This is a genomic window from Kitasatospora sp. NPDC091207, from assembly GCF_044768625.1.
GTDB lineage: Bacteria > Actinomycetota > Actinomycetes > Streptomycetales > Streptomycetaceae > Kitasatospora.
Window position 1 is genome coordinate 186032 of sequence record NZ_JBIVVS010000006.1, and the last position, 14742, is coordinate 200773.

14 protein-coding genes are annotated in these 14742 nt (G+C 73.5%); 4 read left to right on the top strand and 10 right to left on the bottom strand.

What is annotated here, in order from left to right; all coding sequences use genetic code 11:
- Window positions 1-47: 47 nt before the first annotated feature.
- From pheT to infC, 7 genes are all read right to left on the bottom strand, one after another.
- Window positions 48-2549, bottom strand: a complete 2502-nt coding sequence (pheT, locus tag ACIQTO_RS13965) for a phenylalanine--tRNA ligase subunit beta (protein ID WP_402387442.1) — start codon at window positions 2547-2549, stop codon at window positions 48-50.
- Complete coding sequence (gene pheS, locus ACIQTO_RS13970; protein ID WP_380578073.1) at window positions 2549-3670, bottom strand: phenylalanine--tRNA ligase subunit alpha; 1122 nt, start codon at window positions 3668-3670, stop codon at window positions 2549-2551. The genes pheT and pheS overlap by 1 nt, the downstream gene beginning before the upstream one ends.
- 279 nt (window positions 3671-3949) lie before the next feature.
- The gene (locus ACIQTO_RS13975) at window positions 3950-5053 is read right to left on the bottom strand and encodes an ATP-binding protein (RefSeq protein WP_402387446.1); all 1104 of its coding nucleotides are present in this window, start codon (window positions 5051-5053) and stop codon (window positions 3950-3952) included.
- 124 nt (window positions 5054-5177) lie between these two features.
- Window positions 5178-6044, bottom strand: coding sequence for a TrmH family RNA methyltransferase (locus tag ACIQTO_RS13980; protein WP_402387448.1), 867 nt, complete (start codon window positions 6042-6044; stop codon window positions 5178-5180).
- Between the two features lie 141 nt (window positions 6045-6185).
- The gene (gene rplT / locus ACIQTO_RS13985) at window positions 6186-6581 is read right to left on the bottom strand and encodes a 50S ribosomal protein L20 (RefSeq protein WP_030055649.1); all 396 of its coding nucleotides are present in this window, start codon (window positions 6579-6581) and stop codon (window positions 6186-6188) included.
- Window positions 6582-6690: 109 nt separating this feature from the next.
- Window positions 6691-6885, bottom strand: coding sequence for a 50S ribosomal protein L35 (gene rpmI, locus ACIQTO_RS13990; protein WP_380578076.1), 195 nt, complete (start codon window positions 6883-6885; stop codon window positions 6691-6693).
- Between the two features lie 139 nt (window positions 6886-7024).
- Window positions 7025-7750, bottom strand: coding sequence for a translation initiation factor IF-3 (gene infC, locus ACIQTO_RS13995; RefSeq protein WP_402387738.1), 726 nt, complete (start codon window positions 7748-7750; stop codon window positions 7025-7027).
- A 484-nt stretch (window positions 7751-8234) separates the two neighbouring features.
- Here infC and ACIQTO_RS14000 point away from each other — a divergent pair, with 484 nt between their 5' ends.
- Entirely contained in the window at window positions 8235-8612 is a 378-nt protein-coding gene (locus ACIQTO_RS14000; protein WP_329486878.1) for a DUF1844 domain-containing protein, read from the top strand.
- A gap of 89 nt (window positions 8613-8701) precedes the next feature.
- On the opposite strand, the gene ACIQTO_RS14005 is transcribed toward ACIQTO_RS14000, so the two are convergent.
- Entirely contained in the window at window positions 8702-9445 is a 744-nt protein-coding gene (locus tag ACIQTO_RS14005) for an SseB family protein (RefSeq protein ID WP_402387452.1), read from the bottom strand.
- 118 nt (window positions 9446-9563) lie between these two features.
- Here ACIQTO_RS14005 and ACIQTO_RS14010 point away from each other — a divergent pair, with 118 nt between their 5' ends.
- From ACIQTO_RS14010 to ACIQTO_RS14020, 3 genes are all read left to right on the top strand, one after another.
- Window positions 9564-10796, top strand: coding sequence for an amino acid deaminase/aldolase (locus ACIQTO_RS14010; protein ID WP_402387455.1), 1233 nt, complete (start codon window positions 9564-9566; stop codon window positions 10794-10796).
- Window positions 10797-10876: 80 nt separating this feature from the next.
- Entirely contained in the window at window positions 10877-11314 is a 438-nt protein-coding gene (locus tag ACIQTO_RS14015; protein ID WP_402387457.1) for a hypothetical protein, read from the top strand.
- A gap of 239 nt (window positions 11315-11553) precedes the next feature.
- Window positions 11554-12477, top strand: coding sequence for a lytic polysaccharide monooxygenase (locus ACIQTO_RS14020; protein WP_402387460.1), 924 nt, complete (start codon window positions 11554-11556; stop codon window positions 12475-12477).
- A 139-nt stretch (window positions 12478-12616) separates the two neighbouring features.
- Here the strand turns inward: ACIQTO_RS14020 and ACIQTO_RS14025 are convergent, their stop codons facing one another.
- Window positions 12617-13828 (bottom strand): DUF2510 domain-containing protein, encoded by a 1212-nt coding sequence (locus ACIQTO_RS14025; protein ID WP_402387463.1) that lies wholly within the window; start codon window positions 13826-13828, stop codon window positions 12617-12619.
- Between the two features lie 99 nt (window positions 13829-13927).
- On the bottom strand, window positions 13928-14734 hold the full coding sequence (locus tag ACIQTO_RS14030; RefSeq protein ID WP_402387466.1) for a 3-oxoacyl-ACP reductase: 807 nt from the start codon (window positions 14732-14734) through the stop codon (window positions 13928-13930).
- Between the last annotated feature and the right edge of the window lie 8 nt (window positions 14735-14742).

A 14742-nucleotide genomic window follows, 5' to 3' on the forward strand; every position in this document is an offset into this window, starting at 1 on the left:
GGGCCCCGCCGCCGGAGACCGGCGACGGGGCCCTCCAGGGGCGGGCGTCAGGCGCCGCGCAGCACCGCGCCGGTGCGGGCGACGGCCTCGGCCACGGCCGACTCACGGGCCGCGCTGGCCTCGTCGGCGGTCAGCGTGCGGTCCGCCGCGCGGAAGCGCAGCGCGTAGGCCAGCGACTTCCTGCCCTCGCCGACCTGCTCGCCGGTGAAGACGTCGAACAGCCGGATGGCCTCCAGCAGTTCGCCGGCGCCGGCGCGCAGCGCGGCCTCCACCTCGGCGGCCGGGACGGCCCCGTCCACGATCAGCGCCACGTCCTGGGTCGCGACCGGGAACGCGGAGACGGCCGGGCCCTCGACCCGCACGGCACCGTCGGCGGTCAGCAGGTCGAGGTCGACCTCCATCGCGCTGGTGCGCTCGGGCAGGCCGAGCGCCTTGACGACCCGCGGGTGCAGCTCACCGGCGTGGCCGACCACCCGGTCGGTACCGGCGACCACCAGCTCGGCGCAGCGGCCCGGGTGCCACGGAGCCAGCCGGCCCTGGCGGACGGCCAGTTCGACCCCGGCCGCGCCGGCCACCGCGCGGGCGGCCTCGATCGCGTCGGCCCAGGAGGCCGGCGCGCCCTTGCCCCACCAGCCGGACGGCAGCCGCTCGCCCGCGAGGGCGACGGCGACCCGGCGCGGCTGGTCCGGGAGGGCGGCGTCGAGCGCGGCCAGCTCCTGGTCGCTCGGACGGCGGTCGACGGCCGGCCGCGGCGCGACGGTCCGCTCGTCCTTGGGCAGGAAGACGGTACCCGTCTCGAAGACCGCCAGGTCGGTGTTGCCGCGGCCGGTGTTGCGGCGCAGCGCCCCGAGCAGGCCCGGCAGCAGCGTGGTGCGCAGCGCCGGCTCCTCGTCGTTGAGCGGGTTGACCAGCTTCACCGTGCGGCGGCGCCGGTCGTCCTTCTCCAGGCCGAGCCCGTCGAAGGCGGCCTCGCCGACGAACGGGTAGTTGTTGACCTCGACGTAGCCGGCGGCGGCCAGCGCGACGCCGACCCGGCGGTGGGTGCGCTGGTCCTCGGTCAGGCCCTTGCCCGGCGGCACGGTGGGCATCCGGGCGGGCACGTTGTCGTACCCCTCCAGGCGGATGACCTCCTCCGCGAGGTCGTACGGGTCGGTGAGGTCGGGACGCCAGGTCGGCGGGGTGACCTCCAGGACGTCGGCGCCCGCGACGGAGCAGCCGATCTCCTGCAGGCGCCGGGTGACGCTCTCACGGCCGTAGACGGTGCCGGCCACGCGGTCGGGCAGGTCCGCGGCGATGGTGATGGTGCGCACCGGGTGCGGGGCCGCGATGTCGGTGACCCCGGCCTCGGCGGTGCCGCCGGCGATCAGGACCAGCAGGTCGACGGCGCGCTGCGCGGCGGCGCGGGCGGCCTCCGGGTCGACGCCGCGCTCGAAGCGCTTGGACGCCTCGGAGGGCAGCTTGTGCCGCTTGGCACCGCGGGCGATGACGACCGGGTCGAAGTGCGCCGCCTCGATGATCACCTCGGTGGTGCCCGGGCCGGCGGCCGGGTCGAGGATCTCGGTGGAGGCGCCGCCCATGACACCGGCCAGGCCGATCGGGCCGCTGTTGTCGCAGATCAGCAGGTCCTCGGCGGAGAGCTTGCGCTCGACGCCGTCGAGGGTGGTCAGGCGCTCGCCCGACTCGGCCCGGCGGACCAGGATGGGCCCGTCCACACGCTGCTTGTCGTAGGCGTGCAGCGGCTGGCCGACCTCCAGCATCACGTAGTTGGTGATGTCCACGGCCAGCGAGATCGGCCGGATGCCGGCCTTCTGCAGCCGGCGCTGGAGCCAGATCGGCGACTTGGCGGCCGGGTCGAGACCGATCACGGTGCGGGCCACGAAGCGGTCGCAGCCGGCCGGGTCGGCGACCTTCACCAGGTAGCCGTAGGAGTTCGCCGGCGGCACGTCGAGCAGCGCCGGGTCGGCCAGCGGCAGCCCGTACGCGGCGGCGGCCTCGCGGGCCACCCCGCGCATCGAGAGGCAGTAGCCGCGGTCCGGGGTGACGGCGATGTCCAGCACCTCGTCGACGAGCTGGAGCAGCTCGATCGCGTCGGTGCCGGGCTCGTACTCCGGCGGGAGGACGATGATGCCGTCGTGGTCGTCGCCCATGCCCAGCTCGCGGGCGGAGCAGATCATGCCGGCCGAGGTGTGGCCGTAGGTCTGCCGGGCCGCGATCGGGAACGGGCCGGGCAGCACGGCGCCCGGGAGGACGACGACGACCTTGTCGCCGACGGCGAAGTTGGTCGCGCCGCAGACGATCTCCTGCGGCGCGCCGGTGCCGTTGGCGTCGCCGACGTTGACGTAGCAGTGCCGGATCGGCTTCTTGAAGCCGGTGAGCTCCTCGATGGAGAGCACCTGGCCGACCACCAGCGGGCCCTTGAGGTCGGTGCCGATCCGCTCGACCGTCTCGACCTCCAGGCCGGCCCGGACGAGTCGCTCCGCCACGTCACGGCCGGTCTCGCCGGCCGGCAGGTCGACGTACTCGCGCAGCCAGGAAAGCGGGACGCGCATCAGATCTCCATCCCGAACGGGAGGGTGAAACGCACGTCACCCTCGACCATGTCGCGCATGTCGGCGACGTTGTGACGGTTCATCAGGATTCGCTCCAGGCCCAGGCCGAAGGCGAACCCGCTGTAGCGGCTCGGGTCGATGCCGCAGGCGACCAGCACCCGCGGGTTGACCACGCCGCAGCCGCCGAGCTCGATCCAGCCCTCGGAGGAGCAGGTGCGGCAGGGCTTGTCCGGGTTGCCGACGCTCTCGCCGCGGCAGACGAAGCACTGCAGGTCGATCTCGGCGCTCGGCTCGGTGAACGGGAAGTAGGAGGGCCGCCAGCGCAGCTCCAGCCCGTCCCCGATCAGCTTCGAGACCAGCAGCTCGATGGTGCCCTTGAGGTCGGCGAAGGTGATGCCCTCGTCCACGGCCAGACCCTCGACCTGGCGGAAGACCGGGGTGTGGGTGGCGTCGAGCTCGTCCGTCCGGTAGACCCGGCCGGGGCAGACCACGTAGATGGGGGGCTCGCGGTCGAGCATGGTGCGCGCCTGGACCGGGGAGGTCTGGGTGCGCAGCACCACGCCGGAGTCGGCGGAGCCGTCCGGGGCCTGGACGAAGAAGGTGTCCTGCATCGAGCGGGCCGGGTGGTCCGGGCCCAGGTTGAGGGCGTCGAAGTTCAGCCACTCGGCCTCGACCTCGGGGCCCTCGGCGACCTGGTAGCCCATCGCGACGAAGGTGTCCTCGATGCGCTCGGCCAGCGTGGTCAGCGGGTGGCGGGCGCCGCGCGGGGCCCGGTCGTAGGGCAGCGTGACGTCCACCGCCTCCTCGACCAGGACGCGGGCGTCGCGCTCCGCCTCCAGCTCGGCCTGGCGCCGGGCGAGTGCCTGGTTGACGGCGCCGCGGGCCTGGCCGATCAGCTTGCCGGCGGCGGCCTTGGCGTGCGGGGGCAGAGCGCCGATCTCGCGGTTGGCGAGGGAGAGCGCGGAGCGGTCGCCGGTGTGGGCGACCTTGGCCTGCTTCAGCTCGTCGAGGGTGGTGGCGGCGGCGAAGGCCTGGACTGCCTCGTCCCGGGCCTGCTCCACCACCTCGGGCTTGAGGGCCTCGACCTCGACCGGGTCGTACGACTTGTTGGGTGCCGACATCTCTATCTTCCCGTGCTCCTGCTCGTCCGTGCTCAGGTAAGGGCTCGTGCCTTCGCGTGACGCCCGGCGTGGCCGGGGCACGGGCAGCCCCCGCCGCGGTACTCGGGAGGGGGTGTCCGCGGCACGGCCGCGCAGGGCGTCCCACAACGCCAAAGGTCGAGTGTAGTCGCAGCGCGTGGCGCGGCTGCCGTGAAGCCCGTCCGGCCTCCCGATCCGCACCGTGCTCCGGGGGTGGTCCGCCACCTCCGGGAGCCCGGCGGGTGTGTCGTCCAGGCTCGTTCAGAGCATGAAGTCGGGCACGCCGGCGGGCAGGATGAATCGGAACCGGGCGCCGCCGCCGGGCGCGCGGTCGACGCGGATCGAGCCGCCGTGGGCCTCCACGATGCCCTTGACGATGTAGAGGCCCAGGCCCGTGCCGCCGCGCTTGGAACCGCGCCAGAAGCGGGTGAAGACGCGCGGCATCGAATCCTCGGGGATGCCGGTGCCTTCATCGCTCACGGTGACCGCGGTGCCTTCCACTGTGCGGGGCGGGGTGCCGGAGCGCTCCCAGACGGGTGCCTCGACGACCTCCTTGGCCGGTGCCACCTCGATCGTGACAGTTCCCTCACCGTGGCGCACCGCATTTTCCAGCAGGTTCGCCAGCACCTGGTCGACCTTGTCCGGGTCGGCCCAGAGCACGGTGAGCGGCTCGCTGATCCGGATGTCGAAGCGGTCCTCGGGGATGCCGGTGGCGACCTTGCGGTCCACGTGCCGGCGCACGGCGGCCGCCAGGTCGACCACCTGCTTGCGCAGCTCCAGCCGGCCGGCGTCGATCCGGGAGATGTCCAGCAGCTCGGCGATCAGCCGGGTGACCCGGTCGGCGTCCGCGTCGACGGTCTCCAGCATCAGCCGCTTCTGCCCGTCGGTGAACCGCTCCCACTTGGCCAGCAGGGTCGCGGTGAAGCCCTTGACGCTGGTGAGCGGCGAGCGCAGCTCGTGCGCGACGGTGGCGATCAGCTCGGCGTGGCTGCGCTCGGTGCGACGCCGGGCCTCGGTGCCGCGCAGCGCGATCACCAGCCGCTCCAGCGGGGCCTGCGGGCGGGCGCGCACGTACCGGGCGGAGACCAGCACCTCGCGGCCGCCGGGCAGCAGCAGGTTGCGTTCGGGCTGGCTGGTCCGGATCGCCAGGCCGCCGTACGGGTCGGTCAGCTGCCACCAGCGGCGGCCGTCCAGGTCCTCCAGCGGGAGGACGTGCTCCAGCGGGCTGCCGAGCGCGCGCTCCTGGAGGATGCCGGTCAGCCGGGCGGCGGCGCGGTTGAAGCAGACCACCCGGCCCAGGGCGTCGGCGACCACCAGGCCGTCCGGCAGGTCGTCCGGGTCGAGCTCTGGCCCGCTGCCGACCATGGGTGTCCTCCCCGATTACCCACCGTGTCTTTCCCCCCACCGAGGCAGACCCTAGCGTCTCGCGGCCCCCCGCAGTAGGGCCCACGGCGTCGCGTTGGCGACTTCCGGGAGCACCCGGGGCGGTCTACGCCTGCGCGCGGCAGCCGCCGGGCGAGCGCTGTGCCCGGGCGGAGGCGTAGAGGCAGACGGCGGCGGCGGTCGCGAGGTTGAGACTCTCGGCGTGTCCGTGGATCGGCACGCGCACCACCTCGTCGGTGAGTGCGCGGGTCTCCTCCGGGAGCCCCCAGGCCTCGTTGCCGAACACCCACGCGCCGGGCGCGCCCAGGGTGCCCTCGTCCAGCTCCTGGTCGAGGTCGCGCTCCCCCGCGCCGTCCGCGGCCAGCACCCGCACGCCGGCCTCGCGCAGCCGGCCGACCGCCTCCTCGACCGGTACGCCGACGGCGACCGGCAGGTGGAACAGGCTGCCGACGGAGGCGCGGACGGCCTTCGGGTTGTAGAGGTCCACCGAGGCGTCGGTGAGCACCACGGCGTCCGCGCCGGCCGCGTCGGCGGTCCGCAGCACGGTGCCCGCGTTGCCGGGGTCGCGCACGTGGGCGAGGACCGCGACCAGCTTGGGGCGGGCCTCGAGCACCTCGGCGAACGGGGTGTCGATGAAGCGGCAGAGCGCCACGATGCCCTGCGGGGTCACGGTGTCGCAGATCTCCGCGATGACCTCGTCGGTGGCGGTGAGCACCGGCAGCCCCTCGGCGAGGGTGGCGGCGATGATCCCGGCGTGCCGCTCGGCGGCCTCCGGGGTGGTGTAGACCTCGACCACGGCGTGGTCGGCCGAGCCCGGCAGCTTCCCGAACGCGACGGCCTCACGGACGGCCTGCGGGCCCTCGACGAGGAAGCGGCGCTCCTTGGTGCGCTGGTTCCGCTTGGCGAGCCGGCGGGCGGCGACGACGCGGGGCGAGCGCAGGGAGGTGAGCAGGGGGGTGTCGGTGCTCGACATGGTCTCGTCTCTGAGGCGGGGCGCCGGTGGCGTGCAGGGACTGGGGCGGGGGGAACGCAAAACCGGACCCGCAGGAAGAGCCTGCGGGTCCGGTCAGTGCGACAAACCGATCCAGGAGGATCAGGCCGATCCGGAGGAGGATCAGGCGGCGTCGGCGGCGGCCTTCGGGGCGTTGACGTCGGCCGGCAGCGCCTTCTGCGCGACCTCGACGAGCGACGCGAACGCGCCCGGGTCGTTGACCGCGAGGTCGGCCAGCATCTTGCGGTCGATCTCGACGCTGGCGGCCTTCAGGCCCTGCACGAAGCGGTTGTAGGTGATGCCGTTGGCACGGGCCGCAGCGTTGATGCGCTGGATCCACAGCTGACGGAAGTCGCCCTTGCGCTTCTTGCGGTCGTTGAAGTTGTAGACCAGCGAGTGGGTGACCTGCTCCTTGGCCTTGCGGTACAGGCGCGAGCGCTGGCCCCGGTAGCCGCTGGCGCGCTCCAGGATGACCCGGCGCTTCTTGTGGGCGTTGACTGCCCGCTTGACGCGTGCCACTTGATTACTCCTTGGGTTGGACCACGGACTACTTCACGCGGTCCGTCATTCGAATGGGTCGGGAAGGATCAGCTGCCCCGCTCGCGGCTCGCGCCGGGCGGGAGGGCGATCACTTGCCGAGAAGCTTCTTGATCTTCTTGGCGTCGGCGGGGGCCACCACGACGGTGCCGGCCAGCTTGCGGGTCAGCGTGGAGGGCTTGTGCTCCAGGTAGTGGCGACGGCCGGCGCGCTCGCGCAGCACCTTGCCGGAGCCACTGATCTTGAAGCGCTTGCTGGCGCCACTGTGCGTCTTCTGCTTCGGCATTTCGCCGTATCTCCTCGTCGGTCCGTCCACGCCCGCGCGGTGTGCGCCGCGCGGGCGTGAAGGATGGATCTGCGATGACCGGGCGGACGCTCGGTCACCTTGGTGGCCGGTCTCCCGAACCGCCCTGGCCGGTGAAGGCTCAGGCGTCCTGGGAGGCCTCGGCCGGCTGCTCGACCTCGTCGGCGTCCTCGGCGTCGGCCTCGTCGGCCTCCGCCTCGGCCGCGGCGTTCTCGGCCTCAAGCGCTGCGTCCTCGTCGATGTCGACGTCGGCGGCGTCGGAGCCGGGGGCCCGGCCCTGACGCTCGGCCTTGCGGGCGTCCGCCAGCGCGCGGGCCTCGGCCATCGCCTCGGTCTTCTTCTTGTGCGGGCCGAGAACCATGATCATGTTTCGGCCGTCCTGCTTGGCCGAGGACTCGACGAAGCCCAGGTCCTGGACGTCGTTGGCCAGCCGCTGCAGCAGTCGGAAGCCCAGCTCGGGGCGGGACTGCTCACGACCGCGGAACATGATCGTGATCTTGACCTTGTCGCCCTGCTTGAGGAACCGGACGACGTGACCCTTCTTGGTGTCATAGTCGTGCGGGTCGATCTTCGGCCGGAGCTTCATCTCCTTGATGACCGTGTGCGCCTGGTTCTTGCGCGCCTCACGGGCCTTCATGGCCGACTCGTACTTGAACTTGCCGTAGTCCATGAGCTTGCACACCGGCGGCCGGGCGGTCGCCGCGACCTCGACGAGGTCGAGGTCGTACTCCTGCGCGAGCTCCAGCGCCTTGGCAAGCGGCACGATGCCGACCTGCTCGCCGCTGGGACCGACGAGTCGCACCTCGGGGACGCGAATCCGGTCGTTGATGCGGGGCTCGGTGCTGATGGGGCCTCCTCGGTTGCACCTTCTGCGATGCGGCCGTCGGACGGCGGTCGCACGTAGTGGACTCGACCACTGGGCGGGGCTTCATTCGTGCTGCGCTGCCTACCTTGCTGGTGGGCACTGCATGCACCGCGACACGAAAAAAGCCCCGCTCGGTACAAGCGGGGCTCCACACAACCGGGGGCCGCACCCGGTGAGGGGTGCTGCGGGCGACTCGGCACCTGGGCGCCGGCCGCGGACCGGGACCCGTCGACCGCGAGGCCGATCGGGTGGGAGACTTTCGCGGTTGCCCTCTCGGGCCTCCTGGGTGGAGCCTCCACTTGCTGGCCGGGCGCCCCTCAGGGGCTCCTGGCCGGTCAGTCTCGAAGCATACAGCGTTTCGGCCGCGCCCGGTATTCCGCCCCTCGCCGACCGCGGCCCGGGCCCTCGTCCGCCCCCTTGTACGCTCCTTGGGTACGGACACCGGCACGACGGAACGAGCCCCCCCTTGAGCAGCGAGCCCACCCAGAACCCCGCCGCGGACGACGAGGCGATCGGTTTCGACGACCTCACCCGGGACATCGCCGAGGTCCCGGCCGTCGAGGTGATCACCACCGTCGCGGTGCACCTGATGAGCGCCGCCGCCGTGAAGTGCGGCCTGGCCGAGGGCGGCGAGGCCGACAAGGACCTCGACGAGGCACGCAAGCTGATCACCGCGCTGGCCGGGCTGGTCACCGCCGGCGCCCCCGAGATCAGCAACTTCCACGCCGCCCCGCTGCGGGACGGCCTGAAGTCGCTCCAGCTGGCCTTCCGCGAAGCGTCGATCGTCCCGGACGCGCCGGGCACCGGCCCGGGCGAGAAGTTCACCGGCCCGGTCTACGCCTGAGAACGGACCGGACCGGCGGTGCCCCCGCGCTCGGTGAGCGTGGGGGCACCGGCGGTTCCGGCCCGGGTGGCGGGGCGCTCCTACCGCCGCTAGCGGCGGTACAGGGGCTCGCCGGGCAGCTCGGCGCCGGCCGGCAGGACGGCCAGGCTGAGACCCCGGTCCAGCCGGACCCGCAGCACCGGGTCCGCCGCGACGGCCTGCCCGACCCGCTGCGCGGCCGCCTGCACGGCCTCCTGGTCCAGCGCCGGGTCCAGCACCACCGCGAGCAGCCCGTCCCCCTCCTGGTAGGGCGCCAGCAGACCGCTCACCACCCCCGGCTCGGCCGCCAGCAGCGCCCGGACGGCCTCGCGCACCTCGGGGTCGCGCACCGGCGGCAGGTACGGCCGGTTCTCCGCCAGCGCGCGCAGCCGGGCCCCGGAGAGCTGGTACGGCACCGGGCCGGCCGGGTCGATCAGCAGGGTGTCCGCCCGCTCGGAGAAGGCCACCATCGCGGCCTGCGGGGCGGCGACCGGCGCCGGGCGGGCGTCGGCCCGCCAGCGGGTCAGCGACTCCATCGAGGTGAAGGCCGGCAGGGCGCGACGGCCGTCCGCGGCCTCGATCACCGGGACGGCCATGTCACTGGTCTTCTCGTGCTTGTGCCCGTGCTCGTCCAGCTCCACCTCGCCGAGGACGGCGACGATCGGGACCATCAGCCGGGTCGGCGTCAGCGCCGCGAGCACCTCCGGCTCGGCCGCGCGCTCCCGCGACCAGCGCGCGAGCGCCTCGGCGAGGGCCGGGTCGGCGGTGCCGTCGTCGGCGGCGAATCCTGGGTTCGGGATGTTCTTGCGGTCCACCCGGCCGACCCTATGCCACCTCACACCCGCCGCCGGATCCAGGCGGATCCGACGCCACCGGGGTGGATCACCCGTCACAGGCCTACCCACCGGTAGTCCGGTGTGGCACTCTGCGCCCATGGCCACGCTCGAAGCTGCTGCCCGTACCGCCGCCGTGCCCTCGCCGGCGGCCGACCGCGCCCGGTACGACCGGGCCACCGCCCACCTGGACGGCCCGGTGGCCGTCGTCGACCTGGCCGCCTTCGACGCCAACGCCGCCGACCTGGTCCGCCGGGCCGGCGGCAAGCCGATCCGGGTGGCCAGCAAGTCGGTGCGGTGCCGCGCGCTGCTGGAGCGGGTGCTGGCCACCGACGGCTTCGCCGGGGTGATGAGCTTCACCCTGGGCGAGTCGCTCTGGCTGGCCCGCGCCGGCGTCCACGACATCCTGCTCGCCTACCCCTCGGCCGACCGGGCCGGCTTCGCCGAGCTGACCGGCGATCCGGCCCTGGCCGTCGCCGTCACCGTCCTGGTGGACGACCCGGCCCAGCTCGACCTGATCGACGCGGCCCGGACCGGCCCCGCCGAGGTGCGGGTCTGCCTGGAACTGGACACCTCGCTGCACCTGCTCGGCGGGCGGGTGCGGGTCGGCGCCCGGCGCTCGCCGATGCGCACGCCCGAGGACCTGGGCGCCTTCGCCGAGCTGGTGCAGCGCCGCCGGGGGTTCGGGGTGGTCGGCCTGATGGCCTACGAGGGGCACATCGCCGGGGTGGGCGACAGCCCGCTCGGACGGCCGGTGCGCTCGCGGATGATCCGGCTGATGCAGGCGAAGGCACGGGCCGAGCTGGCCGAGCGGCGCGCGGCGACGGTCCGGCGGCTGCGCCGGGTGGCCGAGCTGGAGTTCGTCAACGGCGGCGGCACCGGCAGCGTCGAGTCGACCGCGGCGGAGCGGGCGGTCACCGAGGTCGCGGCGGGCTCGGGACTGTACGTGCCGCGGCTGTTCGACCACTACCGCGCGTTCCGGGGCCGACCGGCGGCGCTGTTCGGGCAGCCGGTGGTGCGCCGGCCCGGCCTCGGCGTCGTGACGGTGCTCGGCGGCGGCTACCCCGCCTCCGGCGCCGCCGGGCCGGACCGCTCGCCGGTGCCCTACCTGCCGCCGGGGCTGCGCTACGACCCGATGGAGGGCGCCGGCGAGGTGCAGACCCCGCTGCTCGGCCCGGCCGCGGACGACCTGCTGATCGGCGACCGGGTCTGGTTCCGGCACGCCAAGGCGGGCGAGCTGTGCGAGCGGTTCGCCGAGCTGCACCTGATCGAGGGCGACGCGGTGGTGCGCACCGTCCCGACCTACCGGGGTGAGCGGAAGACCTTCCTCTGACCTCGCCGAGTTCCCCGCCCCGGCGCCTCCGCTCCTCTACCGTGGTCCCGACAGGACCGGACGCGACACCAGGGGGCGCCGTGGAGGCCGAGATCGTGCAGCAGCTGGTGGCGTCAGGTGCCACCACCCTCGTCGGACTGATGGCCACCGAGGCCTGGACGCAGGCCCGTTCGCGGTTCGCCGCGCTGTTCGGACGGGGCGAGAGCGACGAGACGGAGGCGGCGGCGCTGGAGCGCTCGCGGACGGCCATCACCCGTGCCCGGGAGGCCGGCGACGCCGAGGCCGTCAACGACCTGACCGGCACCTGGCGCGGCCGGCTGCGCGAGGCGCTGCTGGAGAACCCCGAGGTGGCCCGCGAACTCCAGGACATCCTGGACGAGTTCAGGCCGAAGCCGGCGGCGGCCCCGGGCAGCGTGCACAACACGATCAGCGGCACGACGGTGCACGGCATGGTCATCCAGGCCGGCACGGTGACCGGGGTGAGTTCCCACTCGACGGCGGCGCCGCCGCCGAGCTGACCTTTCCCGAACCTTAAAGAGGCCCGAGGGGACGCCTAACATCCGCGTCCCCTCGGGCCTTTGCGCTGCGCGTACGGCTACAGTCCGTCAAAAAGTACGCCACAACGGGCTATTGCCAGTTGGTCTAGTCCAATCATACGCTCTGCCCGGGTCCCGCGTGCCGGGCCGGCGGACCCCGGGCAGACGTGCCCATCCCCCACACTCTCGGTCCGGAACACTGGTCAAGGAGTCCCCACCCCATGTCCATCAAGCGAAGTGCCCTGTCCCTCGGCGTCATAGGCGCCGCGGTCCTCGCGGTGTCGACCACCGCCGCCGGCACCGCCAGTGCCCACGGCGCCATGACCAACCCGGTCAGCAGGATCGCGGCCTGCTACGCCGAGGGCCCGGAGACCCCCAAGTCCCAGGTCTGCAAGGACCTCGTGGCGATGAGCGGCACCCAGCCGCTGTACGACTGGAACGAGGTCAACATCGCCAACGCGAACGGCAACCACCAGGCGCTGATCCCGGACGGCAAGCTCTGCTCGGCCAACCGCGACAAGTACAAGGCGCTGGACATGCCGCGCACCGACTGGCCGGCCACCCCGGTCAGCGCCGGCGCGTTCACCTTCAAGTTCCGCGTCACCGCCGCGCACGTCGGCACCCAGACCGTCTACATCACCAAGGCCGGCTACGACCCGACCAAGCCGCTGAAGTGGTCCGACCTGGAGTCGACCCCGGTCGCCCAGGTGCCGGTCACCCGCACCGCCACGGACGGCTACTACAACTACACCGGCACGCTGCCGCAGCGCACCGGCCGCCAGCTGCTCTACATGGTCTGGCAGCGCAGTGACAGCCCCGAGGCGTTCTACAGCTGCTCCGACGTCGACTTCGGCCAGCCCGCGGCCGCCGCCGGCCAGAGCGTCTCGGCGCTCTCCGCGCAGGCTCCGGTCGCGCCGAGCGAGGAGCAGATCACCGCGGGCCAGTCCAAGTCCACCGTCGCCCACCACGGGCACGGCGGCAACGCCAACGAGCCGGCGGGCGCGGTGGTGCCGACCGCCAGCGCCGCCGTCGGCGGCTCGGCCACCGGTCCGCTGCTGCTGGCCGGCGCCGCCGCGATCAGCGTCGGCTGGGCCGGCATGGTGCTCCGGCGCCGTCGCTTCGAGGCTGTTCGACGCGACTCCTGACCGCCGGAAGCCCGGGCCGGACCGCCCACCGACCCCCGTGCGATCCGGCCCGGGCTACCCCCACCAGGGTGTGTGAACACGGCGGCGGCCCACCCGGACTCATCCGGGTGGGCCGCCGTACGTGAGCGGAGCGGCGCGGTCAGGTGGTGGTACCGCCACCGGGGCCGGCGCCGCCCCCCGGGAAGGCCGGCAGCTTGCCGGTGTAGTCGGCGATGCCCTTGACGATGGTGTCCATCACGGAGACGTCGGGCGCCTTGTCCGCGATGTCGAAGCCGAGGTGGACGGAGATCAGCGACTTGCCGTCGGCGGACGGGAAGACCACGGTCTGCACGTAGCCGTCGTTGCCCTTCGCCGCGTCGACCTTCCACCGGACCAGGTAGCCGTCCCGGCCGCCGACCTTGACCGCCTCCGACTTCAGCTCCTCGTGCGAGTTGAGGTCGTTGTAGGAGTCCTTGGCCGCCGCCGCGATGTCGGCCTTGGCCGCCGCCTGGACGTCGGTGCCGCCGCCGGCGATCCGGCCGGTGTTGGCACCGCCCAGCGAGCAGCTGCCGCCGCCGTCACAGGTGTAGGAGCCCACGCTCAGTGCGGCGAAGCCGTCCTGGGTGGTGCCGCCCTGCCAGCCGGCGGGGACGGGCAGGGTGATCCGGTTCACCAGGTCGGTGGCGGGCCCGCCGTCCTGGGCGTTGCCGCCGTTGCCCTTGCCCTGGCCGTTCCCATTGCCCTGCCCGTTGCCGTTGCCCTGGCCGTTGCCCTGCCCGTTGCCGTTGCCCTGCCCGTTGCCGTTGCCCTGGCCGTTGCCCTTGCCCTGCCCCTGGCCGTTCCCGTTGCCGTTGCCGCCGTTGCCACCCTGGCCGCCGTCGTTGTTCGGGCCGCCCAGGTCGGGCAGACCGCCCCACGGGCCGTCCTCGCCGTAGGGCGGAGCCTGCCGGGAGATCCGGTGCGTGGCACGCGACTCCCCGTTGCCGTCCATCGCCAGGTAGGTGATCCCCGAGCCGGCGCCGAGGCCCAGCAGGGCGGCGACGGTGGCCGCGACGACCAGCTTGGACGGCTTGCGCCGGGCCTTGGGAGCCGGCGGCGCGACCGCGCCGTAGGCGGCGCCGAAGGGGGGCGGCTCCGGGTAGCGGACCGTCGGACCGCTCCCGAGCACCTCCCCCTCCAGCACGCGGGTCTCGGCGGTCGCGTCCGGCCCCGGCTCCCCGGACGCCGCGGGCTCCGGCGTCGTCGGGGCGTCCGAGGGTGCGGGCCGGGTGTCGGCCGTCCAGCCCTTGCCGTCCCACCAGCGCTGCGGTCGCGGATCGCTGGTGATGTCCTTCGGGTCCGGGTACCACCCGGCGGGAATCTGCTCGCTCACGACAGAGAATCTAAAGGCAGCCGGATAAACGCGATATCAGCGCGACCGCCAATTCCCGGCATTCTGCATGAGATTACGGTGAGAAGGCCGAACGGAGGGCTACACCGGGGTCACATAGGCCCCCGCGATGCCCCCGTCGACCAGGAACTCGCTCGCCGTGATGAAGGACGAGTCGTCGCTGGCGAGGAAGGCGACGGCGGCCGCGATCTCCTCGGGCCGGGCGAAGCGGCCGAGCGGAATGTGCACCAGCCGGCGGGCGGCCCGCTCCGGGTCCGCGGCGAACAGCTCCCGCAGCAGCGGGGTGTCCACCGGCCCGGGCGAGAGCGCGTTGACCCGGATGCCCTCGCGGGCGAACTGCACGCCCAGCTCGCGGGACATCGCCAGCACCCCGCCCTTGGAGGCGGTGTAGGAGATCTGCGAGGTGGCCGCGCCCATCCGGGCCACGAAGCTGGCGGTGTTGATGATCGAGCCGCGCCCGTGCCGCCGCATGTACGGCAGCGCCGCCTTGCAGCACAGGTAGACGGAGGTCAGGTTGACCTCCTGCACCTTGCGCCAGGCCGCCAGCCCGGTGGTGAGGATGGAGTCGTCCTCCGGCGGCGAGATGCCCGCGTTGTTGAAGGCGACGTCCACGCTGCCGCAGGTCTCGTAGGCCTCGTCGAAGAGCGCCTCGACCATGTACGGGTCGGTGACGTCGGTGTGCACGAAGAGGCCGCCGACCTCCTGGGCGGCCGCCTTGCCGGTGGCCTCGTCGACATCGGCGCAGACCACCTTCGCGCCCTCGGCGGCGAGCCGGCGGGCGGCGGCCAGGCCGATGCCGCTGCCGGCGCCGGTGATCACGGCCGTGCGGCCGACCAGGCGCCGGCAGACCGGGGCGTCCTTCTCGTTCGCGGCGGGCTTCTCGCTCATGGCCGGCT